General features: G+C 71.3%; 24 protein-coding genes. 10 read left to right on the forward strand and 14 right to left on the reverse strand.

Annotated elements, in window-relative coordinates; genetic code table 11:
* The first annotated feature begins 113 nt into the window (after positions 1-113).
* Genes OWR29_RS46040 through OWR29_RS46050 form a run of 3 tightly spaced genes read left to right on the forward strand, consistent with a single transcriptional unit; the run spans position 114 to position 2843 of the window.
* On the forward strand, positions 114-554 hold the full coding sequence (locus OWR29_RS46040) for an Lrp/AsnC family transcriptional regulator (RefSeq protein ID WP_438872746.1): 441 nt from the start codon (positions 114-116) through the stop codon (positions 552-554).
* Between the two features lie 9 nt (positions 555-563).
* Positions 564-1844, forward strand: coding sequence for a PQQ-dependent sugar dehydrogenase (locus OWR29_RS46045; RefSeq protein WP_267570031.1), 1281 nt, complete (start codon positions 564-566; stop codon positions 1842-1844).
* Between the two features lie 18 nt (positions 1845-1862).
* Complete coding sequence (locus OWR29_RS46050) at positions 1863-2843, forward strand: glycoside hydrolase family 6 protein (protein ID WP_267570032.1); 981 nt, start codon at positions 1863-1865, stop codon at positions 2841-2843.
* Here the strand turns inward: OWR29_RS46050 and OWR29_RS46055 are convergent.
* Positions 2840-3418 carry a hypothetical protein gene (locus OWR29_RS46055; protein ID WP_267570033.1) on the reverse strand — a complete coding sequence of 193 codons (579 nt, stop codon included), beginning with the start codon at positions 3416-3418 and terminating at the stop codon, positions 2840-2842. The genes OWR29_RS46050 and OWR29_RS46055 overlap by 4 nt on opposite strands.
* A gap of 86 nt (positions 3419-3504) precedes the next feature.
* On the opposite strand from OWR29_RS46055, the gene OWR29_RS46060 reads away from it, so the two are divergent.
* The gene (locus tag OWR29_RS46060) at positions 3505-3720 is read left to right on the forward strand and encodes a hypothetical protein (protein WP_267570034.1); all 216 of its coding nucleotides are present in this window, start codon (positions 3505-3507) and stop codon (positions 3718-3720) included.
* Positions 3721-3725: 5 nt separating this feature from the next.
* Here OWR29_RS46060 and OWR29_RS46065 read toward each other — a convergent pair whose 3' ends face one another.
* Together OWR29_RS46065 and OWR29_RS46070 are read right to left on the reverse strand one after the other, a co-directional pair.
* Positions 3726-4577: a TIGR03560 family F420-dependent LLM class oxidoreductase gene (locus OWR29_RS46065; protein WP_267570035.1), complete on the reverse strand. Its 852-nt coding sequence runs from the start codon at positions 4575-4577 to the stop codon at positions 3726-3728.
* A gap of 3 nt (positions 4578-4580) precedes the next feature.
* A complete protein-coding gene (locus tag OWR29_RS46070) occupies positions 4581-4955 on the reverse strand; it encodes a nuclear transport factor 2 family protein (RefSeq protein WP_267570036.1) in 375 nt (124 codons plus the stop codon).
* Positions 4956-5010: 55 nt separating this feature from the next.
* Here OWR29_RS46070 and OWR29_RS46075 point away from each other — a divergent pair, with 55 nt between their 5' ends.
* The gene (locus OWR29_RS46075; RefSeq protein WP_267570037.1) at positions 5011-5649 is read left to right on the forward strand and encodes a TetR/AcrR family transcriptional regulator; all 639 of its coding nucleotides are present in this window, start codon (positions 5011-5013) and stop codon (positions 5647-5649) included.
* Here the strand turns inward: OWR29_RS46075 and OWR29_RS46080 are convergent.
* Positions 5628-6134, reverse strand: a complete 507-nt coding sequence (locus OWR29_RS46080; RefSeq protein ID WP_267570038.1) for a nuclear transport factor 2 family protein — start codon at positions 6132-6134, stop codon at positions 5628-5630. The genes OWR29_RS46075 and OWR29_RS46080 overlap by 22 nt on opposite strands.
* Positions 6135-6285: 151 nt before the next feature.
* Between OWR29_RS46080 and OWR29_RS46085 the strand changes: the two genes are divergently transcribed.
* Both OWR29_RS46085 and OWR29_RS46090 read left to right on the forward strand, forming a co-directional pair.
* A complete protein-coding gene (locus tag OWR29_RS46085; RefSeq protein WP_267570039.1) occupies positions 6286-7521 on the forward strand; it encodes an aminotransferase class I/II-fold pyridoxal phosphate-dependent enzyme in 1236 nt (411 codons plus the stop codon).
* Positions 7522-7575: 54 nt separating this feature from the next.
* Positions 7576-9972, forward strand: coding sequence for an ATP-binding protein (locus OWR29_RS46090; RefSeq protein WP_267570040.1), 2397 nt, complete (start codon positions 7576-7578; stop codon positions 9970-9972).
* On the opposite strand, the gene OWR29_RS46095 is transcribed toward OWR29_RS46090, so the two are convergent.
* A complete protein-coding gene (locus OWR29_RS46095; protein WP_267570041.1) occupies positions 9932-10915 on the reverse strand; it encodes a peptidoglycan-binding protein in 984 nt (327 codons plus the stop codon). The two genes, OWR29_RS46090 and OWR29_RS46095, sit on opposite strands and share 41 nt — an antisense overlap.
* Before the next feature lies 1 nt (position 10916).
* Positions 10917-11165 carry a hypothetical protein gene (locus OWR29_RS46100; RefSeq protein ID WP_267570042.1) on the reverse strand — a complete coding sequence of 83 codons (249 nt, stop codon included), beginning with the start codon at positions 11163-11165 and terminating at the stop codon, positions 10917-10919.
* 10 nt (positions 11166-11175) lie between these two features.
* Between OWR29_RS46100 and OWR29_RS46105 the strand changes: the two genes are divergently transcribed.
* A complete protein-coding gene (locus OWR29_RS46105) occupies positions 11176-14175 on the forward strand; it encodes an ATP-binding protein (RefSeq protein WP_267570094.1) in 3000 nt (999 codons plus the stop codon).
* Here the strand turns inward: OWR29_RS46105 and OWR29_RS46110 are convergent.
* From OWR29_RS46110 to OWR29_RS46135, 6 genes are read right to left on the reverse strand one after another with little or no spacing between them, the layout of a single operon-like run.
* Positions 14159-14899, reverse strand: coding sequence for an ABC transporter permease (locus OWR29_RS46110; RefSeq protein ID WP_267570043.1), 741 nt, complete (start codon positions 14897-14899; stop codon positions 14159-14161). The two genes, OWR29_RS46105 and OWR29_RS46110, sit on opposite strands and share 17 nt — an antisense overlap.
* Entirely contained in the window at positions 14896-15828 is a 933-nt protein-coding gene (locus OWR29_RS46115) for an ATP-binding cassette domain-containing protein (protein ID WP_267570044.1), read from the reverse strand. The genes OWR29_RS46110 and OWR29_RS46115 overlap by 4 nt, the downstream gene beginning before the upstream one ends.
* A gap of 60 nt (positions 15829-15888) precedes the next feature.
* Positions 15889-16530: a hypothetical protein gene (locus OWR29_RS46120; RefSeq protein ID WP_267570045.1), complete on the reverse strand. Its 642-nt coding sequence runs from the start codon at positions 16528-16530 to the stop codon at positions 15889-15891.
* Complete coding sequence (locus OWR29_RS46125; RefSeq protein WP_267570046.1) at positions 16527-17744, reverse strand: MFS transporter; 1218 nt, start codon at positions 17742-17744, stop codon at positions 16527-16529. Before OWR29_RS46125 ends, OWR29_RS46120 begins: the two co-directional genes overlap by 4 nt.
* A gap of 20 nt (positions 17745-17764) precedes the next feature.
* On the reverse strand, positions 17765-18853 hold the full coding sequence (locus OWR29_RS46130) for a M15 family metallopeptidase (protein ID WP_267570047.1): 1089 nt from the start codon (positions 18851-18853) through the stop codon (positions 17765-17767).
* Between the two features lie 50 nt (positions 18854-18903).
* The gene (locus OWR29_RS46135) at positions 18904-19437 is read right to left on the reverse strand and encodes a TetR/AcrR family transcriptional regulator (protein WP_267570048.1); all 534 of its coding nucleotides are present in this window, start codon (positions 19435-19437) and stop codon (positions 18904-18906) included.
* Positions 19438-19519: 82 nt separating this feature from the next.
* On the opposite strand from OWR29_RS46135, the gene OWR29_RS46140 reads away from it, so the two are divergent.
* Complete coding sequence (locus OWR29_RS46140; protein ID WP_267570049.1) at positions 19520-20458, forward strand: LLM class F420-dependent oxidoreductase; 939 nt, start codon at positions 19520-19522, stop codon at positions 20456-20458.
* On the opposite strand, the gene OWR29_RS46145 is transcribed toward OWR29_RS46140, so the two are convergent.
* Both OWR29_RS46145 and OWR29_RS46150 read right to left on the reverse strand, forming a co-directional pair.
* Positions 20439-21164, reverse strand: coding sequence for a VOC family protein (locus tag OWR29_RS46145; RefSeq protein ID WP_267570050.1), 726 nt, complete (start codon positions 21162-21164; stop codon positions 20439-20441). The genes OWR29_RS46140 and OWR29_RS46145 overlap by 20 nt on opposite strands.
* A 50-nt stretch (positions 21165-21214) precedes the next feature.
* Positions 21215-21817, reverse strand: a complete 603-nt coding sequence (locus OWR29_RS46150) for a TetR/AcrR family transcriptional regulator (protein ID WP_267570051.1) — start codon at positions 21815-21817, stop codon at positions 21215-21217.
* Positions 21818-22222: 405 nt separating this feature from the next.
* On the opposite strand from OWR29_RS46150, the gene OWR29_RS46155 reads away from it, so the two are divergent.
* On the forward strand, positions 22223-22789 hold the full coding sequence (locus OWR29_RS46155; RefSeq protein WP_267570052.1) for a chloramphenicol phosphotransferase CPT family protein: 567 nt from the start codon (positions 22223-22225) through the stop codon (positions 22787-22789).
* Positions 22790-23029: the final 240 nt, after the last annotated feature.

Below are 23029 nucleotides of genomic sequence, written 5' to 3' on the forward strand. Positions count from 1 at the left end.
TTGCCATCTGGATTCCACTGCCGGCCCGTAACCGAGAAGATGTACGTTCGGAGTGGCATTTTCGGAGCCAATCGTCCGGCTGAGGCGACCGAAGCCACGGAAGGGTGAGACAACTGGCAGGCCCCCTCGACGACGTCGACCGGCTGATCCTGGGCGAGCTGACCCGCGACGGCCGGCTGTCGATGCGCACCCTGGCCGAGCGCCTGCACATCTCGCGGGCCAACGCCTACGCCCGGGTCGATCGCCTGCGCACGACCGGGGTGATCAGGGGTTTCCGGGCCGACGTGGACCCGGTCGCGGCGGGGCTGGGCACCACGGCGTACGTGACGGTGAATCTCAACCAGGCCGAGTGGCGGGACGTGGCCGAGCGGCTGCGGTCGCTGCCCGGGGTGGTGCACATCGCGCTGGTCGGCGGCGAGTTCGACGTGATCATGCTGGTGCGGGCCGAGGACAATGCCGCGCTGGGCCGCCTGGTGCTCGACGCCATCCAGGGCATGCCGGGCGTAGTAAATACAAGGACGCTCCTCGTCTTCGAAGAGGCTGAACCGGGGTAAGGGGTACCGATGAAATCGATCGCGCGAGCGCTGGTGGCCGGTGGCCTCCTCCTCGGGGCCGTGGCGTGCTCCTCCGACAGCTCGGCCGAGCCCGCCCGGCAGACCGTGACCCCGTCCTCGGCGGTCGAGGTGCCGGAGCTGGTCTCCACCGAGGTCCAGGGCAGCGACGGGCAAAAGGTGCAAGCCCCGCCCGGCTGGAAGGTCAGCGTCTGGGCGAAGGTCCCCGGCGCCCGCCTGCTCGCGTGGACTCCCGACAACAAGCTGCTGGTCTCGCGCCCCGAGTCGGGCGACGTCCTGGCCCTGACCGACGGCCAGCAGGAGACCCTGGTCGAGGGCCTCAACCAGCCCCATGGCCTGGCCTTCGACGGCGACACCCTCTACGTGGCCGAGAGCAACCAGGTCGACTCCTTCGCGTACGCCGCCGGCAAGGTGAGCGGCAAGCGCGTCGTCGTCGACGGCCTGCCCGACGACAAGAGCGCCGAGCTGGGCGGCAAGTACGCCCACGCGCTCAAGAGCGTCGCCGTCGGCCCCGACAAGTCGCTCTACATCTCGATCGGCTCGACCGGCAACATCTCGGCCGAGGACCGCGACGCCGACCCCGAGCGCGCCGCCATCCTGCGCTTCCGCGACGGCCGGCTCGAGACTTTCGCCCACGGCGTCCGCAATGGCACAGGCCTAGCCGTCGCGCCCAACGGCGACGTGTGGACGGCCGTCAACAACCGGGACAACACCCCCATCCCGTACGAGGGTGACGACCAGGGCAAGGTCGAGACCTCGTACGTCAACGACCACCCGCTCGAGCCCCTGGCCAAGCTGACCGAGGGCCGCGACCTGGGCTGGCCTTACTGCAATCCCGACCCCGACGTGCAGCCGGGTCAGGAGGACTCGCCGCTCAGCTACACCGACCGGCCGTTCGTGCGCGACTACGACACCAACCGGGACGGCTCGAAGCTCGACTGCTCGAAGCTGCCCAAGGTCGAGCAGGGCATGGGCGCGCACTCGGCGCCGCTGGGCCTCAGCTTCGCCGCTCAGGTTCCCGGCGCGTACGGTGCGGGAGCGCTCGTCGGCATTCATGGCTCCTGGAACCGCAAGCCTCCGCGCCCGCCCGAGGTGTCGTTCTTCGCCTGGCGGAACAACAAGCTGGGCCCGCAACAGACGCTGCTGTCCGGTTTCCAGCGTGAGGACGGCTCCCGCTGGGGGCGGCCGGTCATGGCCGTCCAGGGTCCGGACCAGGCTCTGTACGTGAGCGACGACTACGCGGGCGCGATCTACCGGGTGACCGCGTCCTGAGGCGGTAACGTCCGGTACGTGGCGTTCCTGTTCAGCCCGGGGCAGCGGGTCGTCGCCGCCGGGCTGTCCGCCGCTCTGGCCGCGGGCTGGCCGTCGCGGGTGGGGCACGAGACGTGGTCGCCTCCCCCGCCTCCCAGCCGGCTCTACGTCGAGCGCACCGGCCCGGCCGTCGAGCAAGTGACGACGTACGAGAAAGAGGGCCGGACAGCCGAGGCGGCGCTCATCCGGAAGATCGCGACGCGCCCGGTGGCGTCGTGGTTCGCCGACAGCGACACGGCCCGGGTCGACCGCGTGGTGAGGGCGGCCCGGGGCTACATCCCCGTGCTGGTCCTGTACTTCATCCCGCATCGCGACTGCGCCAGCCACTCCGCCGGAGGCGCGCGCACCGCCACCGCGTACGACGCCTGGATCCAAGCCGTCGCCGCCGCGCTGACCGGCCGCCGCGCCATCGTCATCCTCGAGCCCGACGCGGTGGCCCAGTCCCTGCAGGGCTGTCTCACGTCCGCCCAGCGCGCCGAGCGCTACCGCCTGCTGACCCGCGCGGTCGCCAAGCTGGCCGCGAACCCGGCCCTGACCGTCTATCTCGACGGCGGGAACCCGGCCTGGATCACCGACACCGCCACGATGGCCAAGGCGCTCAGGAAGGCCGGCGTCGCCCGGGCCGACGGTTTCTCGTTGAACGTGGCCAACTTCGAGACCACCGCCTCGAACATCCGGTACGGCACAAGGCTTTCCGACCGGCTCGGCGGCGCACATTTCGTCATCGATACCAGCCGCAACGGCAACGGCCCGGCCCGCCGGTCCTCGGGCGACCGCCACTGGTGCAATCCGCCCGGCCGCGCCCTCGGCAACGTCCCCACCTTGCGGACCGGCCAGGACCGGGTCGACGCCTACCTCTGGATCAAACGCCCCGGCGAGTCCGACGGCGCCTGCGGCCGCGGGGCCCCGGCGGCCGGGCGCTGGTGGCCCGAGTACGCCTTGGAGCTGGCCTCCGGCTAGACCAAGGGGACGACCCGCTCAACGGCATCGAGGATCAGCCCGGCCTCCACGACGGCCCGGGTCTCGGCGATGCCGTAGGCCGGCCACTCGCACACGAAGGTCACCGGCCCCGGCGGCGGCAGCGGCCACACCCAGTAGCTCATTTCGTACTTGCGCCCTCCCCCGCCCCCGCTGTCCTGCACCAGCAGCGGCGGGTCGGGCTGGGCGTCGGGCGGCAGCATGGGATAGCCGAGGTTGGTGGCCGCCGCGCCGTCCGCAAACTGCACGCCGAGCCGGAAGAACCCCTCGGAGGGCGGCTCCTCGTCGAAGAAGTCGTGATGGAAGCCCAGCCGGAAGGCCCGCCCGTGGCGGTCCTCGTGCCGCAGCACGGCCGTGATCGAGAAACTGAAACCGTTCGGGTACGCGGTGATCCCGCTCAGCCCGACGACGGCCTCGTCGCCGCGCCCCAGCACGAATTCGGCGGGCACCGCAGCCCCCAGCATCGCCTCCGGCTTGGCCCACGAGGGCGGCGGCGGCTGCTCGTCCGGCTCGGGCTCCTCACGGTCCGGCGGCGGGAACTGCTCGAAGAACCTCACACCGCGCAGACTATGCCTCAGGGCATAGACCGGACTCCGGCTCGCGCCCGATTCCCCCGGCCGCGTCCGCTGACACACTCTCCGGCATGAACAAGCGTCTCTGGCTCCGCCGCGTAGTGCTCGGTCTGGCCTGCCTGCCCCTCGCCGCCGTCAGCGTCCTGCACACGATGGGCCGCACCGACGACTTCGGCGTGCTCGGCGAGTGGTACGTGATGCTGCCGCTCACCCTGGCCGGGGTGCTCGCCTGGACGCTGGTCGAGAAGGCCTGGACCAAAGTCGACGAGGCGCAGCACCCGTCCTGACCTGCTCAAACGGTGCGGGCGGCGGCGACCCGTTCGAGGTCGCCGACGGTGAGGGGCCGCCCGCGGGCGATGACGACGACGTGGTCGAGACCGTAGGACTTCAGCTCGGCGCACCGGCCGGCGAACTGCTCCGCCGGTTCGCCGTTGCCGATCGCGGTGCTCACGGTCTTGATGATGCCGGCGTCGTCGCGGCCCACGGCCGCGCAGTGCTCGCGCAGCACGGCCAGCTTGTGCCGGATCGTGGCGCCGCCGTCCGGGATGTCGAACAGGTTGCACGCGTCGGCGTGCTCGGCGACCAGGCGCAGAGTCCGGCGCTCCCCCGTCCCGCCGATGAGGATCGGCGGATGCGGCCGGGTCACCGGTTGAGGGCTGCTCAGCGGGCGTTCGAGCCGCGCGTGGAAGCCGTGGAAAGGCGCTGTGTCACCCCGCCACATCTGCGCCGCGAGCCGGACGGTGTCGTCCAGGTGCTCGAACCGTTCCCGGGGCGCCGGCAAGGGCACACCCATGGCGCGGGCCTCGTCCTGCTGATAGCCGGCGCCGACACCGAGCCACGCCCGACCCGCCGAGAGCACGTCCAAAGTGGTCACTGACTTGATCAGCAACGCCGGCGGGCGGAAGGACACCGGGCTCACCATCGCGCCGAGCCGCACCCGGCGGGTCGTCGCGGCCAGGAACGCCAGCACGGCGTACGCCTCGAGCATCGGATCCGTGACGGCCGCAGCCGGGTCGGCCTGGATGAGGTGGTCAGTGACCCAGACGGTGTGCAGACCGAGCTCGTCGGCCGCCTGACCGAGATCGGTGACGGCGGCCGCCGAGCCGTCGGCCGGATACGAGGTGAGGCTGACGCTCACGTCCATGGCTCAGGCCGCCGTCGTGTACTGCACCGAGGCCAGCTGCCACCGGCCGCCGTCGCGCGCCCAGACCTGGCTGACCCGGAACCGGCCCTTGATCACCTCGCCGTGGTACCGGCACTCCGACTCGACCAGGTCGAAGCGGATGCCGGCGCCCTCGTAGGCGTGCGCCACCGACTCCGTCACGTCCAGGCGCACCTGCTCGTACGCGTCGTCGCGGTGGGCCTGGATCCACTCGTCCCGGCTGATCACATACCCGCGCGGGCCGGTGATGACCGCCCGCGGCGACACCAGGCCGCTCAGCATCTGCCAGTCCCCGCCGAGCAGGGCCTCGTTCACCCGATCCCGCAGACTGTCGATCGTGACATCCCTCTCTCCATTCATGTAGTTACTCTAAAATTAGTGTCACTCTAATTTCAAGCCCTCATCGGGAGGCTCGGTGGGTCTGCGCGAGCAGAAGAAGGAGCGCACCCGGCGCCACATCGCCGACACGGCGTGGGAATTGATCGCCGACAACGGTTTCGCCCGGGTGACCGTGGCCGAGATCGCGCGCGCGGCCCAGGTGGCCGAGGCGACGGTGTTCAACTACTTCGCGACCAAGGAGGACCTGTTCTTCTTCCGCCTCGACGAGTACGGCGAGAGCCTGGTCCGGGGCGTGGCCGGCCGTCCGCCCGGCGAGGCGGCGCCGGCCGCGTTCCACCGCCTCCTGCTCGCCGAAGGCGGCCTGGTCGGCCAGCTCGACAGCGGCGACTCCCAGGCGTTGGACCGGCTCCGCACGGTCAACCGCGTGGTGGCGGAGAGCCCCGCCCTTCAGGCACGCGAGCAGGTCTCATTCACCCGCACGGCCGAGTTGCTGGCCGCTACCCTGGGCGGCGACACACTCCAGGAGCAGGTCGCCGCTCGGGTGGTGGCGCACGGCCTGATCGCCGTGCAACGGGCCCTGGTCCTGCAGGTCCGCGAGGCCGTGCTGGCCGACGAGATCCCACCCGGCTTCGCCAGCCAGCTGGCCGAGTCCGCGGCCCACGCCTTCGCGCTCCTCGAGAACGGCCTCGCCGGCTACGGCACCCGCGACTCTTGACCCGGCGCGGCCCGCGGCATGATGCGGCGCTCGCCGGAGGCCGCCATAGCGTGCAGCGCGCCGCCCGCGAGCGGGATCAGGCGGGCCAGGCCGGGCCGGCCGTTGCGGCGGGCCAGCTCGGGACCGAGCCGGTTCATCAGCTTGGTGATCGCGGGCAACGGCCGGATGAACAGGGTGATCTCGGTGATCAGCCCGTCGTCGCCCAGGCGGAGCCGTTGCGCCTCGTGCAGGCGGGTTCCACCCACAGTGGCCTCGTAGAACAGCGCGACCGTGCGGCCCTCGGCGACCTGATCGGTGTAGGTGATGTCGTCGATCGCCTCCAGCGCCACCTCGAGCAGGTCGCACAGCTGCCGGTGGCCGTGGAACGTGAACTGGTCGGTGATCGGCGAGATCAGCGTGACGTCCGGGCTGAGGGCGGCGATGGCGGCGGCCGCGTCACCGGCTTCCCCGGCGGCCCGCCAGGCGGCGACGGCTTCATACGGCATGCCCCCGACCGTACGTGTCGTTCGCCACTCCGCACGTCTCCCAGCTGGCATGCTTGCCCGGCGGCAAGCGATCGATCTGACGTTTTCGGTTGATCGATGATCTCCTGGGTAGGGCCAGACCTGATCCTGAAACGCGAAAGAGGGGTACGACGTGCCGGCCCAAACTCACGACATCGAGGACCTTCGGGTCAACAGCCGGATGTACGACGCCGTCATCGAGGAGATCGACGGGCGCCGGATCCGCATCGGCCAGGACTGGCTGGTGGACTGGGCGTCCTGCAACTATCTGGGCTTCGACCTCGACGAGGAGGTCATCGAGGCGGTCGAGCCGCAGCTGCGCAAGTGGGGCACGCACCCCAGCTGGTCGCGCATGCTCGGCAGCCCGCAGCTCTACCCGCAGCTCGAGGAGCGCCTGAGCGAGCTGCTGGGCACCGAGGACGTGCTGCTGCTGCCGACGATCTCGCAGATCCACCTGGGCGTGATCCCGGCGCTCATCGGCAAGGGCACGCTCATCATGGAGAGCCGCGCCCACCGCACCATCTACGACGGTTGTGTGTTCGCCCGCGGCCAGGGCGCGACCATGAAGCGGTTCCGCAGCGGCGACCTGGACGAGCTGGAGCGCCTGCTCAACGAGGCCACCGAGCGCCCAATCATGGTCTGCATGGACGGCGTCAACAGCATGACCGGCGACATCCCGGACCTGACGAAGTACGCCAAGCTGTGCCGTGAGCACGATGCCCTGCTGTACGTCGACGACGCGCACGGCATGGGCGTCATCGGCGAACGCAGCGAGCTCGAGACCTCGCCGTACGGCATGCGCGGCAACGCGATCGTCAAGCACGCCGGCGAGACGTACGACAACATCATCCTGGTCGGCGGGTTCTCCAAGGCGTACTCGTCGCTGCTGGCCTTCCTGGCCCTGCCGACCGCCGTGAAGAACCAGCTCAAGGTGGCCGCCCCGACCTACCTCTACTCCGGACCGTCGCCGGTGGCCTCCCTGGCGACCGTGATGGCCGGCCTCGACGTGAACGAGAAGCGCGGCGACGAGCTGCGCGGTCACCTCTACCGGCTGACGGCGAAACTGCTTTCCCACGTACGCGGAATGGGGGTGCACACGCTGAATGTGCACGACACTCCCGTGGTCGAGATCCCCATCTCCCCCGAGCACGACCTGATCGCGGTCTCCGAGCGTCTGTGGGCCGCCGGCCAGTACGTGACGCTCGCCCCCTACCCGGGCGTGCCGCGCGACGAGATCGGATTCCGCATCCAGCTCACCGCCGCGCACACCGACGAGCAGGTGGACGCCCTCAACGCCGTACTGACCGAACTGGCCCAGGACGGCGCCCTGCGTCCCGCCCTGCCGCAGCAGCGCCGCCCGATCGCTTAGTCCGCTATCGGACGCCCGGCGACTGCCGGTCGCCCTTGTGGTTACCGTCAGTTCATGCCTCGATCGGAGTTCACCGATCTCCCCGACCCGGCCCACGCCGACAGTGTGGACAGCCTGATCGAACGGCTGCGCCTGCTGAAGGTGTGGGCCGGCAACCCCTCGTACGAGGCCATCAAGGACAGGGTCAACACGGCCTGGGCCGCCGCCGGCCGCCCGGCCCGCGAGATGACCCACAAACCCACCGTCGCCAACTGCTTCCGGCCCGGCCGCCGCTGGCTCAACACCGATCTCGTGCTCGCGGTGGTCGAGTCGCTGCACCCGGACGTCGGCTACGTGACCCAGTGGCGCCAGGCCCTGCGCGCGGTGGCCGGCGAGATCGAGGCCATTTCCCAGGTCCGGGTGCAGGATTCCTTGCCGCTGGACCAGGCCGGGTTCACCGGTCGCACGGGCGAAATGGCTCAGCTCCGCCGGGCCGCCCAGGCCTGCGGCACGGTTGTGATCTCGGCGATCGAGGGGATGGCCGGCGTCGGCAAGACACAGTTCGCCGTCCACGCCGGGCACCTGCTGCTGCGCGAGCGGGCCGCCGACCGGGTGCTCTTCGTCAACCTGCGGGGTTTCCATCCCGATCCGGCTCAGCCCCCGGCCGATCCGGCGGCTGTGCTGGACGGCTTCCTGCGGCTGGTCGGCGTGCCCGGGCATCACATCCCGCACGACCTGCCCGGCCGCACCGCGGCCTACCGCCGGCGGCTCGCCGGCACGCGCACACTGGTGGTTCTGGACAACGCCGCCTCGGCCGAGCAGGTCGCCCCGCTCCTGCCGATGACGCCCGGCTGCGTGACGCTGGTCACCAGCCGCCGCAGCCTGGCCGATCTGGACCCGGCCGTCCGGCTCACCGTCGACGTCTTCACCCTTCCCGAGGCGGTCGCCTTCGTGACCGGCGCCCTGCCCGGCGTGCCGGTCGGCCCCGATCCGGCCGCCGCGGCCCGCATCGCCCGGCGCTGCGGCTGCCTGCCGCTGGCTCTGGGCCTGGTCGCCGGGCACATCCGGAACACCCCGGGCTGGACGCTGACCGACCACGCCGACCGGCTGGACGAACGGCACGACGCCCGGCGCCTCGACGACGCCGTCGAACTCGCCCTGGACCTGTCGTACCAGCACCTGCCCGACACCCTGCGGCGGCTGCTGCGACTGCTCGCCCTGCACCCGGGCCTGGAGTTCGACGTCGACGCGGCCGCTGCCCTCGCCGGCACCGACGTTCCCACGGCGCGAACCGGGCTCGACCAGCTGCGCGCCGACCACCTGGTGCAGCCGTCCACACCGGGCCGCTTCACCCTGCACGACCTGGTCCGCGTCTACGCCACCACCCGCGCCCACGACAAGGACGCGCCCGCGGTGCGCCGGGCCGCGCTGACCCGCCTGTTCGACCACTACATGGCCCGGGCGGCCGACAAGCGAACCACTCCGGCCTGGCTCGACACTGAGCGGTCGAACCTGATCGCCGTGGCCGTGCACGCCGCCACCAACGGCTGGCCGGCCCACACCACCCGGCTGGCCCGCACGCTGAACCGCTACCTGCGGGGCGGCTACCACACCGAGGCGCTCACGCTGCACGGTCACGCCCTGGTTGCGGCCCGCCACACCGGCGACCGGACCGCTCAGGCGCACGCGCTGATGAGCGTCGGCGTCGCCCACCTGCGTCAGGCTCGCGCCGAGGCCGCGGCCGATCACCTGCACCGCGCGCTCAGCCTGTTCCGGCAGCTGGGCGACCGGTCCGGGGAGGCCCGGGCCCGTACCAACCTCGGTTTCATGGACGAGCAGTCCGGCCGCCTGGCCCGGGCCGGCGCCCAGTACCGGCAGGCGCTGACCCTGGCCCGGCTGACCGGGCACCGCCGGGCCGAGGTCTTCGCGCTGTACGGGCTCGGGCGGGTCGATCTGCGGTCGGGCCGGTTCGAACCGGCCGCCGAGCATCTGGGTCAGGCGCTGGAGCTGTGCCGGCAGCTGGGCCACCGCATCGGCGAGGCCAGCGTGCTCGACAGCATCGGATCGCTCAACGTCCAGCTGGGCCGGGTGGCGCTGGCCGCCGACTGCCACCGCCGGTCGGTGACGATCGCCCGCGAGATCGGCGACCAGGACGCCGAGGCCTGGATGCTCAACAGCCTGGGCGATGCCGCCCGGTCGGCCGGCGACGCCGTCGAGGCGCTCGCCCACCACGGCGCGGCCCGGGCCATCGCCGACCAGATCGGGTCGCCTCTGCAGGGCGCCCGGGCGCACGCCGGCCTCGGTCAGGTCCACCACAGTCTGGGCAACCTGGCCGAGGCCCGCGCGCATTACCGTGACGCCCTCACCCGGTACGCCGGACTGGGCCTGGCCGAGGCGGCGCAGATCGAGCGCCGCCTGGCCGAGCTCGAGCTCAGAACTTCCCGGCGACCAGCGCTGTCTGCCAGTGCTTGACGGTGTCCGGACCGAGCCGGCCGTCCACCGCCGCGCCCACACGCCGCTGGAGCGCCTTGACGGTGACCGGCCCCAGCTGTCCGTCGGCGGTGACGCCGAGGTACGACTGCAGGGCCTTGATCGTCAGCGGGCCCGGCCGTCCGTCCGGCTCGAGCCGGGCGCCCTTGCCGTTGAGCGCCCGCTGCACCGCCGCCCAGGTCAGACGGCCGAGCTGCCCGTCGACGGCCAGTGGCGCCTTGGGCCGGGGCTGAACCGGCCCCGGACGGCCGGTGAGGGCGCCCCGCAGCACGACCGCGGTGGCCGGCCCGTACTCGCCGTCCGGCTCCAGGTTGTGCTTGCGCTGGAACGTGATCAGGGCGGCCGCCGTCTTCTTCCCGAAGTCGCCGTCGACGTCGAGGCCGGCCTTCATGACCTTGTTCAGCGACTCCTGCAGGGTCCGCACCGCATTGCCCCGGGAGCCGAGGCGCAGGATGCCGTCGGTCGACGGCATGGGCGCCGCGTTCCCGTACGCGGGCCGGCCGTAGCCGACCACGCAGGCGCCGTTGCGCCGCATGCGGCGGCACTTGTCGCTGGTGTTCCCCTCGATCGTGATCACGGTGCCGTCGCTGTTCACGGCCTCGACCATCCCGACGTGGTCGATGTTGGCGATCTTGCCGGTGCCGGACCAGTCGAAGTAGACGATGTCGCCGGGCCGGATGCCGCCGAGCCCGTAGTGCCAGCGGCCCTTGTCCTTGAACACCTGGGCGTGCCGGACCGTGTAGGCGTACTTGCCGAACATCGCGTCGACGTTGTGCGACTCCCGGGCGGCGTACCAGACGGTCATCTCGCACCAGGCGTCGTCGAATCCGTAGGCCTGGGTGATGTGGTTGTGGTTGGAGCCCGGCGGGTGTTCCGTGGTGCCGAGGAGCTTGCGTGCTTCCTTGAGCAGGGCGGCTGCGGTCATGTCAGAACTCCCAGTCTTCTTCGAGGGCGTCGACGTCCCCGGTCATCTCCACGGCCGGGTCCTGGACCACGCCGGTCTGGTCGGGGTCGATGTCGAAGAGGCCGGCGTCGCCCAGCGGCGCGACCGTTTCCTCGCGGATCTCCACGATGAACTCCTTCTTCAGCGGCGATGTGTTCCGTACCACCAGGTTCGGGGCCGGCGGCGCGGCGTCGTCGAAGTCGAGACGAAGTGAGACGGTGGCCCGTGGCATGATCTGGCGGGTGCAGATCGGGGTGCTCGGGCCGTTCGAGATCCGCGCGGCCGACGGCGGCCTGGCCGACGTCCCGGGCGCGCGCCTGCGTGCGCTGCTCGTCGCCCTCGCGCTCGAGCCGGGCCGGGTCGTTCCCAAGGCCACCCTGGTCGACTGGATCTGGGGTGAGCAGCCGCCCGCCGACGCCACGAACTCGTTGCACCGGCTCGTGTCCCGGCTGCGCAAGGCCCTGCCCGACGGCGTGATCGAGGGGCATCCGGCCGGCTACCGGCTGGCCGTGGAGCCGGACGCTGTCGACGCCGTACGGTTCGAGCGCCTGATAGCCGAGGGCCGGGCGCAGGAGGCGGTCGCCCTGTGGCGGGGCAGCATCCCCCGCGAGGTCGGCAGCGCCGCCTTCGACGCGGCCGTCTCGCGTCTGGAGGAGCTGCGGCTGAGCGCCCTCGAGGACGGCGGCGCCGAGCAGATTCCGGAGCTGACCGACCTCGTGGCGGCTCATCCGCTGCGGGAGCGGCTGGCAGCGGCGTTGATGCGGGCGCTCGCGGCGGCGGGGCGCGGCAGCGAGGCGTTGCAGGTCTATCAACGTACGCGGGAAGCCTTGGCCGACGAGCTCGGAGCCGACCCCTCGTCGGAGCTCTCGAGCCTGCACGTCGCCCTGCTTCGAGGCGAGGGCGGCCCGTCGCCCGCGCCGGAACGCCGCACCAACCTGCGGGCCGAGCTCACCAGCTACGTCGGCAAGGGCGACGACGTCGAGGCGGTCCGCGGGCTGGTCGCCCGGCACCGACTGACCACGCTCATCGGGCCGGGCGGCACGGGCAAGACGCGGTTGGCCGGCGAGACGGCCCGCACGCTGGTGGACGAGCTGCCCGACGGGGCCTGGCTGGTCGAGCTGGCCCCGATCGGCGCCGACGGCGACGTGGCCCAGGCGACGATCGCCGCGCTCGGCCTGCGCGACGCCATGCTGGGCGGGACGCCCGCGGCCGACCTGACCGAACGGCTGATCACGGCGGTGCGCGACCGCGAGGCGCTGTTGATCCTGGACAACTGCGAGCACGTGATCGAGGCGGCCGCCACCTTCGCCCACCGGGTGCTCGGCGAGTGCCGCGGCCTGCGCATCCTGGCCACCAGCCGGGAGCCGCTGGGCATCACCGGCGAGGCCCTGTGGCAGGTGGAGCCGCTGCCGTCGGCGTCGGCGGTCGAGCTGCTGCGGGACAGGGCCAGCGCCGTCCGCCAGGACCTGCCGGACGACGAGGCCACCATGGCCCGGGTCTGCCAGGCGCTCGACGGCATGCCGCTGGCCATCGAGCTGGCCGCGGCCCGGCTGCGCACCATGACCCTCGACCAGCTCGCCCACCGCCTCGACGACCGGTTCCGCCTGCTCACCGGGGGCAGCCGCACCGCGTTGCCGCATCACCGGACGCTGCGCGCAGTGGTCGACTGGAGCTGGGAGCTGCTGACCGACGCCGAACGGACGGTGCTGCGCCGGCTGTCGGTGTTCTCGGGCGGGGCCACCCTGGAGGCGGCCGAACGCGTCTGCGAAGACCCGGACGTGTTCGAGCTGCTGACCTCGCTGACCGAGAAGTCGTTGCTGGTCACCACCGGCGACCAGGCGCCCCGCTACCGCATGCTGGGCACCATTTACGAGTACGCGGTGCAGCGCCTGGCCGAGGCCGGTGAAACAGAGTCGGCGCGTCAGGCCCATCTCGCCTGGTTCACCGAGCTGGCCGAGACCGCCGACCCGCATCTGCGCCGGGCCGAGCAGCTGGAATGGCTGGCCGTGCTGGCCGTCGAGCACGACAACCTCGCCGCCGCCATGCGCGGGGCCATCGCGGCCGGCGATGCGCAGGCGGCGATGCGGCTCGCGGCCGGGGCCGGCTGGTACTGGTGGCTGGCCGGGCACAAGGCCGAGGGCCTCGAACTGCTCATCGCGGCCACCGAGGTTCCCGGCGAGGTGACCGACGAGGTGCGGGCCGTCGCGTACGCGCTGGCGGTGCACTTCGTCAGCTCGGGCCGCAGCGTCGAGCACCGGCTGTCCGAGTGGGTCCACAAGGCGTACGAGTACTGCCTGCGCAGCCGGCCGAGCGGGCCCTGGCTGGGCATCGTGGGGGCGCTGGAACGCATGGAGCGGACGCCGCACGAGCTGCTGTCGGCGTGGGAGCCGCTGCTGGACGACGCCGACCCGTGGGTGCGGGCCCTGGCCCGGCTGCACCTCGGCAAGTCGCGCATCATCCTCGGCCACAGCGGGCGGGAGGCCGACGACTACCTCGAGGCGGCGCTGGCCGAGTACCGGGCGCTGGGCGAACGGTTCGGCATCTGGTTCGCCCTGACCGAACTGTCGGAGCGGACCGCCGTACGCGGGAATCTGGCCGGCGCGTGCGAGCTGGTGGAAGAGGCGATCGCGGCCGTCACCGAACTCGGCTCGGTCGAGGACGTCATCCGCATGCGCGGCCGGCAGGCCCAGATGTGGTGGATGCTGGGCGAGGAGGAGGCGAGCGCGGCTGCCCTGGCCGAGGCCGAACGGCAGGCGGGGCGGGTCACCTGGCAGGACGCGCTGGGCGAACTGGCCTGGTCCAAGGCGGAACTCGCCCGCTGGCGGGGTGATTCCGCGGGCGCCCGGGAGCACCTTGCCGTGGCCTTGGCCCTGTTAGGGGCGAACGCGCAGGCGATGGCCGACGACCAGCTCGCCTATCTGACCGAGGATGTCGGTGAGGCCCGCGCGCATCGGACGGCGGCGTACCGCGCGATGGCCGAGTCGGGGTACGCGCCGCTCGTCGCGCAGATGCTCGTCGGTGTGGCCGATCTGGCGCTGCGACAGGGCGATGCCGCGCGGGCGGCCCAGTTGCTGGCGGCCAGTTCGCGCGTACGGGGAATTGGTTATGCCTCTCATCCGGACGTCGCCCGCATCGAGCGGGAAACGCGCAACCGCCTCGGCGACAAGGGATTCGCCGAGGCGGTTGCGGAGGGTGAGCGGGCCGACTGGCGTCAGCCGGCCGAGGTCACGCTCGCTTCTTGAACGTGGCCGTTGACCACAGATATCCGACCAGCGCCAGGCCCACGCACCAGGCGATGGCGGCGATGGCGTTGCCCGCTGACGGGGTGCCGGCCAGCAGCCCGCGCATCGTCTCGATGATCGGGGTGAACGGCTGGTACTCGGCGAACTGCTTGATGCCGGGGCCCATCTTGTCGGCCGGCACGATCGCGCTGCTGAAGAACGGCAGCATGATCAGCGGCACGGTGGCCATGCCCGCGCCCTCGACGGTCTTGGCCGCCAGCCCCAGGGCGACCGCCAGCCAGGCGGTGGCGAAGCTGGTCAGCAGCACGAGGCCGAGCACACCGAGCCAGTCGAGGAAGCCGGCCGGCGAGCGGAACCCGAGGGCGAACGCCACGCCGACGATGGCAGCTACGGCGATCAGGTTGGTCGCGATGGTCGTACTGACGTGCCCCGACAGCACCGCCCCGCGCGAGACGTCCATCGCCTTGAACCGGTTGATGACCCCCTTGGTCATGTCCGAGGCGACGGCCGTCGAGGTGCCGGAGAGCCCGTAGCAGATGGCCAGCAGCATGAGCCCCGGCGTCGCGTAGTCCACATAGTTCTCGCCGACGTCGAACGCGTCCCCCAGCACGTAGACGAACATCAGCATGAGGACGACCGGGAACAGAACAGCGTTGAAGACGGTCGTCGGGTTGCGCACCACGTGCTTGACGTTGCGTCGCACCATGATCATCGAGTCGGTCATTTGGTCAGCTCCACGTTCGTACGGCCGGTCAGGGCGAGGAAGACGTCGTCGAGGTCCGGCGTGTGCACGCTGAAGTCCTCGACGGCGATGGCGTTGTCGTGCAACTGGTTGAGCAGCACCCGCAGCGACTCGGTGTCGCCATCGGTGGGCACCCGCAGGGTCAGCGACTCGACGTCCCGGGTCGAGCCGGCGAAAAGCCGCGCGGCCGCGTCCAGGTCGCCGGGCTTGGCGAACCGGAGCCGGACGTGACCGCCCGGAACGAGCCGCTTCAGCTCGTCCGGGGTGCCCTGGGCGACCAGGCGGCCTTGGTCGAGCACCGCGATCCGGTCGGCCAGCTGGTCCGCCTCCTCCAGGTACTGCGTGGTGAGGAAGATGGTGACGCCGTCGGCCAGCAGCTCGCGGATGATGTCCCACATCGTGCGGCGGCTGCGCGGGTCGAGCCCGGTCGTCGGCTCGTCCAGGAAGATGATGCTCGGGTCGCCGACCAGCGTCATGGCCAGGTCGAGCTTGCGGCGCATGCCGCCCGAGTAGGTGCTGACCAGCTTGGGCGCCGCCTCGGCCAGATCGAAGCGCTCGAGGAGGCGGTCGATGACCCGCCCGCCGTCGGCGACCCGGCGCAGGTCGGCCATGAGCTGCAGGTTCTCGCGCCCGGTGAGCAGTTCGTCGACCGCCGCGAACTGCCCGGTGACGCCGATCGTGGCCCGCACGGCCTTGGTCTCGCTGTTCACGTCGTGCCCGGCCACCCGTACGGTGCCGGCGTCGGCCCGCATCAGGGTGGTCAGCACGTTCACGGTGGTCGTCTTGCCGGCCCCGTTCGGCCCCAGCAGCGAGAAGACGGTGCCGGCCGCCACCTCCAGATCGATGCCGTCGAGGACCGTCTTGTCCCCGAAGGCCTTGCGTAGCCCCGAAACGTGAATCGCTGTCGTCATGCGTCACAGATTCGCGGCCCGCCCTGTCACGGCCCTGACACGCCTCTGACACCGCCCCTGTCAGCCGGCTTGCCCGGCGTCCGCCGCAGCCAGGGCACGGCGCAGGGCCTCACGCTCGTGCTCCTCCCACGGCCCGGAGGCGGCGGCGGGGATCTCGGTCATGAACCGCCGCTCGGGCTCGGGGATCAGCGCCGCGATGCGCCTGGGATCGGCCGCGTACAGGTTCGGCCCGTCGGCGTAGAACAGGTCGATGACGACCAGCCGCCCGTCCGCCGCCCGCATGACGTTGGCCGGGTTGGTGTCGAGCGGCCCGCACCACGGCAGCTCGGCCCGGGCTCGGGCATGCCACCGCCGTACGAGATCGGTCAGCTCAGCCACCTCCGGGGCCCGCCGCCCGATCGCGTCGTGGAACGCGGCGGCCTCGCCTTGCGCCACCGGGTGCAGCCATTCGAGTATCTGCAGGTCGCCCCCGCCGGCCAGCCGGCGGTGCTCGTGCAGTTCCGGCACCTGCCGGGTGGCCGCGGCGTCCCGGTACAGCCCCGCCGTGTACGGGCCGGTCGGGTCGAACGGGCTGATCCGCGCCGCTGTCCGGCCGTCGGGCGACCGCAGCGCGATGGCCCAGTCGCCCGCGCCGCACGGTGTCCATCCCGCCGCTCGCAGGGACCGCTCCACGTCCCGGTGGTCAGTCTGGGAATCGGTCACGCTTCGACGATCGCAGACCGGGCGCGCCACGGCAGCAAGGCGACGCCGGTGAGCAGGACGACGGCCAGGACGGCCAGAGCGGTCCGGGCGCTGGTGGCGGCGGCCAGGGCGCCGGCAGCAGCGATGCACAGCGGCTGCACGACCTTGTTGGTGATCGACCAGGCCATGACGACGCGGGACATGTGGGCGTCGTCGGTGGCGTTCATCCGGTACGTGGCGAAGGTCGGACTGAACATGCCGGCGAACAGGATCATCAGGAACTCGGCGGCGGCCACCATGGCCAGGCCCACCGTGGACGCCGGGGCCAGCGGGATCAAGCCGAGCCACAGGTTGCGCCCGGCCCCGCCCAGCAGGAGCAGCCGGTGCTCGCCCAGGCGCCTGCGGATCGGCCCGGCCAGCAGCGAGCCGAGAACGCCGGCCACGCCGGACACGCCGCTGATCAGCCCGTACTGCCAGGCCGGGAAGCCGAGGTCGCGCAGCACGAACACGGCCAGCAACGGAACCAGGGCCATGATGCAGCCGCCGAAGATCATGGAGTTCCAGAACAGCAGGGCCAGGCCGCTGTGGGCGAAGATGTAGCGCCAGCCGGCCGAGATCTCGCGCAGCCAGTGGTGCTCGGCGACCCGTGGCGGCGGCGCCGGTTCGGTCCGCAGACCGCGCAGGGTCAGCGCCGACACCAGGAAGCTGGCCGCGTCGATCAGCATCGCGGCGGTGGCGCCCAGCCACGAGATCAGCACTCCCCCGACGGGCGGCCCGACCGTGTTGGTGGTCCACAACGTCGTCTCGAACTTGCCGTTGGCCCCGGCGCGGTCGTGTGCGGGCACGAGCGTACGCAATTGGGCCACCCCGGCCGAGTCGAACGCCAGCCGGGCCGCCATCTGCACGACCGCGACCGCGCACAGGTGCCAGTACGTCAGCGCCCCGGCGAGGGCGGCCACCGGCACCGACACCACGGCCGCGAAGCGCACCAGATCGGCCGCCACCATCACCGGCAGCTTGCGGTGGTGCTCGATCCACGGTCCGAGCGGCAACGCCACCAAAGCGCTGACCACCCCGGCCAGCACGGTCAGCAGCGACACCTGGAAGTCGGAGACCCCCAGCACCAGAACGGCGACGATCGGCAGCGCCGAATAACCCACCGCGCTGCCGAACTCGCTCGCCGCGTAGGCCGCCCACCGGCGGCGGAAGTCCGCTTGCCAACCGACCTCCGCCACCGGGGCAGGCTACCTCCCGGTCAGCTCCCCGTGATCGACCAGTGCCACGGCTCGGACGGCAGGTTCACGAAGCCGTACGCCTTCGCGTGCAGCACCAGCCACTTGAAGGCCGGGGTCGTCCGGGTCAGGGTCCGGCCGCCGGAGGTGATGTCGACGGCCAGGCCGAGCTCGTGCAGCGAACGGCCGGGAATCGCCGTGGGCACCCGGCAGGACGAGGACGGCGCCGTGTACACGTCCGGGCAGCCGTTGATCTTCCGCAGCTCGATCTGGCGCTCCTTGGTGCGGAAGCCGCCGCCTGAGATGGCGATGCCGTTGGCCCGGGCGTCGTCGACCATGCGCTTGAAGGCGTACGCGACACTCTTGTTCACCGTCGTGCCGTAGACCGTGGTCGTGTCGGCCACGGCGAAGCCGGCCCGCGACTGGCTCACGACGTTCTGGCTGAGGGTGGCCGCCTTGTCGGCGTAGGCGCCGGCGGTGGGCAGGGTGGCGATCCGGTTCTGGGTGACGACCAGCGCGGCCGCCAGCGCCTCACGCTTGGTGGTCGCGGCGGTCAGCGTCGTCGTCGCCGTGCGGACGGTCGTCTGGGCGGTGACCAGCGCCGTGGCCGCCTTCTGGGTCTCGGTCTGGCGCACGGTCAGGATCTTGGTGGCCGCGGTGACCGCGTTCTTGGCCTTGGTCACGGCGGTCTTGCTGACGGGGCGCTTCTTCTGCGCCTTGACGAGGTTCTGCTTGGCGGTGGTCAGGGCGGTCTGCGCGGCGGCCTGCCGCGTGCGGGCGGTCGTGACCGCGGTGCCGGCGCCGGTGACGCGAGCCTGCGCGGTCGCGAGCGCCGTGGTGGCCGCGTTGACCTCGGTCGTACGGGTCACGGCCGCCGTCTGCTGCATGGTCAGGTTCGACTTGAGCGTGGCCAGGGTCTGCTGCCGCGTAAGGCTGCGGTACATCAGCGAGGTCCACTCGGCGGCCACCGCGGGCGGCGCGGCCTGAACCGGCGCCGGGTTCCCCATGGCCACCAGGCCGACGGCGAGCGCCGCGACGATGGGAGCGGTGATGGCCCGGCGGGCTCGGGCGCGAATCCGCGGATCCGGTCGGAGTTCCTGTCGTGTCGTCACCCGGAAGAGATTCCGGCCCGACGGGTGCGCCTTCCGGTTCCGGACGGTTGCTAGAGAAGTGCGCGCGTGGCCGCGGTGGCCCGGTCGGCGACGTCGTCGACGCTGTCCTTGCTGAAGAAGTCCTGCCGGATCAGGGAGGCGTAGCCGTGCGCGATGGCCAGGGTGGCCTCGAGCAGGCGCACGTCGGAGCCGGTCAGCTCGAGCATCGTGGTCATGAGTGCGCGAGTGTGTTCGCGTCGCTCATCATCGGGCACCGCGTACAGCTCCTTGGCGAAGATGACGTGGATGCCGGCCCCGGTGCGGACCACATACCGTACGTACGCTCCGGCCGCCGCCGCCAAGCCGTCATCAGGATTCCGGGCCACGGCTGCGAGCATCGCCTCGCGCAATTCGCGCGCGGCCGCCGCCGAGACGGCGCTGAGCAGGTGGTCGCGGTCGGGGAAATGACGGTACGGCGCGGCCGAGCTCACCCCGAGGCGGCGGGCCACGGCGGCCACCGAGAAACGCGACAGACCGCCCTCGGCCAGCACGTCGAAACTCGTCCGGATGAGGGCGGCGCGAAGATCACCATGGTGATAGCCCATACCGCCCCTCCCGCTTGCGTCCATGTGAGTAGGGTCTTACATTAGCGGAAGTGAGAGACCTCTTACATCGACAGGGGCAACAGTGACCATCCGGCTCGGCTACCAGATCCCGAACTTCACCTACTCCGGCGTTCCGAACGAGAACCTGTTCGAGACGGTCGCGGCCCAGGCTAAGGAGGCCGAGGCTTCCGGCTTCGACACCGTGCTGGTGATGGACCACTTCTATCAGCTGCCCGGCATCGGCGAGCCGTCCGACAACATGCTCGAGGCCTACACGACGCTGGGCGGGCTGGCCGCGGCCACGTCGACGGTGCAGCTGTCGACCCTGGTCACGGGCAACACGTACCGCAATCCCGCCCTGCTCGCCAAGACGGTGACCACCCTCGACGTGGTCTCGAAGGGCCGCGCCGTCCTGGGCATCGGCGCCGGCTGGTACGAGCGGGAGCACCACGACATGGGCTTCGAGTTCGGCACGTTCGGGCAGCGCTTCGAGCGGCTGGAGGAGGCGCTGACGATCATCACGCCGATGCTGCGCGGCGAGGAGGCGACGCTGGACGGCCAGTGGTATCAGGCCCGCGGCGCCATGAACAATCCCCGCGTACGCGAGAATCTGCCCATCATGCTGGGCGGTTCGGGCGAGCAGAAGACGTTCCGGCTGGCGGCCCGGTTCGCCGACCACATGAACATCATCTGCGATCTGGACGTGCTGCCCCACAAGGTTTCCGTGCTGCGCCAGCGGTGCGAGGAGATCGGGCGCGACCCGGCCACGCTGGCCACCAGCTTCCTCATCATGGGCATGGTCGGCGAGACCGAGCAGGAGGCCAAGGAACTCGGCACGACGATCCCCGAGGACCGCCGCAACCGCGCCTTCCTGGGCACCCCCGATCAGGTGGCCGAGCAGATCCAGGAGCGCGTGCTGGGCGCCGGCATCGACGGCGTCTGCATCAACCTGGTCCGCAACGGCCACCGCCCCGGTGTGGTGTCGGCGGTCGGCGCGGCCCTCAAGCCCCTGGTGGGGTGAACAGGAACTCGTTGCCCTCGGGGTCGGCGAGCATCCACCACCGCTGCTGCCGCCCGGGCCGGGTCAGCACGGTGGCGCCGGCCTCGAGCAGCGCCTCGGGTTCGTCCTCGCGGCCGACCAGGTGCCAGCGCACCCGGCCGCGGTACCGGTCGATCCCCGGCACCGGGTCGAAAACCATGTAGTCCCAGGGGAACTCGGGCGCCCCGACCACCGAGGCGGCCTCCCCCTCGTCCTCGACCCGCCCGCCCAGCACGGCGGCCCACCACCGGGCCAGCCTGTGTGCGTCGGAGCACTTCACGACGAGCTCGAACATGCCGGGCGGGCGGTCGTCGCCGCCCGGGAACGCGCAGAACTCGTTGCCCTCCGGATCGGCCAGCACGAACCACGGATCGGGCCCCGGGCGGCGGACCACCGTGGCCCCCGCCGCGATCAGGCCGTCCGGCTCCTCGCCGCTCAGCCGCACGTCCACGTGCACCCGCGCGTCATCGGCAGCCGGACTGTCCACCTTGCGCAGCCGCAGGATCTCGCGTGCGGGCCGCCCCTCCCCCGGAACCACGCGCAGCTGCCCTTCACCGTCGTCCACAACGCGCCCGCCGAGGGTCACCCGCCAGAACTCGGCCTGACTCTGGGGATCGCCGACATCGATGGCCAGACCGTCGAACTGGGCAACCGGATGGGTTATCCGCCGAACCTCTTCGGAAAGCATGGCACGCTGGTTACCAGGCCCGGCGGCGATCAAACTCCAATGATCTTTCTCTATCGAGGGACGGCCTTGAGCGCGATGTCGACTGTCGCGTGCAGACTCGCCCGATCGACGCCGGCCGCCGCATGAACGGCGTTGCCCTCGCTCACGGTCATTACGTAGCGCGCCAGTGCGGCCGGGTCGGTGCCGGCGGGCAGGTCGCCCGTTCTCACCGCGCTCGCCAGCCGGTCGGCCAAGGCCTGCTCGCCGGCGAGGCGGCGACCGGCCAGGAACTGCGAGATCTGCCCGTCGTCGTTGCCCGACGCGATGCCGCCCTGGATCGACAGGCAGCCGGCTGGCCGGTCGGCGCGGGTCAGGGCGTCCGCGTTCGTCCGAAGAAAGGTCTCAATCACTTCGTACGCGGTGGGCTGCGCGAGGGCCGCGCGGGCGTACGCCATGTCGATCTCGGCATACCGGGTGACCGCCCGCCGGAACAGCTCTTCCTTGTTGCCGTAGGCGGCGTACAGGCTCGGCCGGTTGATCCCCATGGCCGCCGTGAGCTCCCCCAGCGACGCGCCCTCGTAGCCGTTGCGCCAGAACACCTCGATGGCCCGGTCAAGCGCCGCGTCCGCGTCGAACTCCCGCGGCCGGCCCCGCTCCCGCGTCTTCTGAGTCATCACAGCCTCCGATTGACGCCGCAACTTTAACCGACCGGTACAGAACTGCCAGTTCCCCGCCGTACGCATACCCTCCGACCCATGACCGGCCAGATCATCCCGCTCAACGGCCCGTCGAGCTCAGGCCCATGACCAGCCGGATCATCATGCTCAACGGCACGCCGAGCTCAGGCCCATGACCAGCCAGATCAACTCGCTTTAACGCCACGCCGAGCTCAAGCCCATGACCGGCCAGATCATCTCGCTTTAACGGCACGTCGAGCTCAGGCCCATGACCCGCCAGATCATCTCGCTTTAACGGCACGTCGAACTCAGGCCCATGACCGGCCAGATCCTCCTGCTCAACGGCGCGTCAAGCGCAGGCAGGACCAACCAGTTCCCCGCCGCACGCGTACCCTCCGGCCCATGACCGGCCGGATCATCCTGCTCAACGGCGCGTCGAGCTCAGGCAAGACCAGCATCGGCCACGCACTGCTTCCTCTGCTGCCCGACCCCTGGTTCTTCATCCCCGCCGACGCGATCGGGGCGATGCGCTCAACAGTTCACACGCGCGTGCTCGACGACGCCGAGATAGCCGACATGCTCGTGCGAACCCGCCGCGGCTACCACCGGGCGGTGGCCGCCCTGGCCTCGGCCGGCAACGACGTCATCATGGACTATCCGCTCAGCGAGCAGTGGCGCCTGACCGACCTGCTGACGACGCTGACCGGCTACGACGTCACCTTGGTCGAGGTCCGCTGCTCAGCTGCCGAACTCGAACGCCGCGAACGGGCCCGCGGCGACCGCCCACCCGGCCTGGCCCGCTCGCAGTCTCTCGTCTACGCCCACGGCACCCCCGACATAGCCGTCGACACCACCGACACCAGCCCGGCCGACTGCGCCCGCCAGATCGCCGTCCTCTTACCCACAGTCACGCCGCCCAAGGCCTTCGACCGCCTCCGCGACCGCCTGCTCCCCCGCCCCCACCCCTGATCGTGCTGCCACCACCCTGTTCCACGCTCCGGTTGCACAACCTCGGTTTCACTCCTGATCGCGCAGCCACCACCCTGTTCCACGCCCGGGTTGCACAACCCCGGTTTCACTCCTGATCGCGCAGCCACCACCCTGTTTCGCGCCCCGGTTGCACAACCCCGGTTCCAGAACTGAGTTCCACAACTCAGATTCACAACCCAGTTCGACAACGCTCGTTGTGCAACCCATTTCCACAACTCT

The organism is Paractinoplanes pyxinae (assembly GCF_026626335.1).
Taxonomy (GTDB): domain Bacteria; phylum Actinomycetota; class Actinomycetes; order Mycobacteriales; family Micromonosporaceae; genus Actinoplanes; species Actinoplanes pyxinae.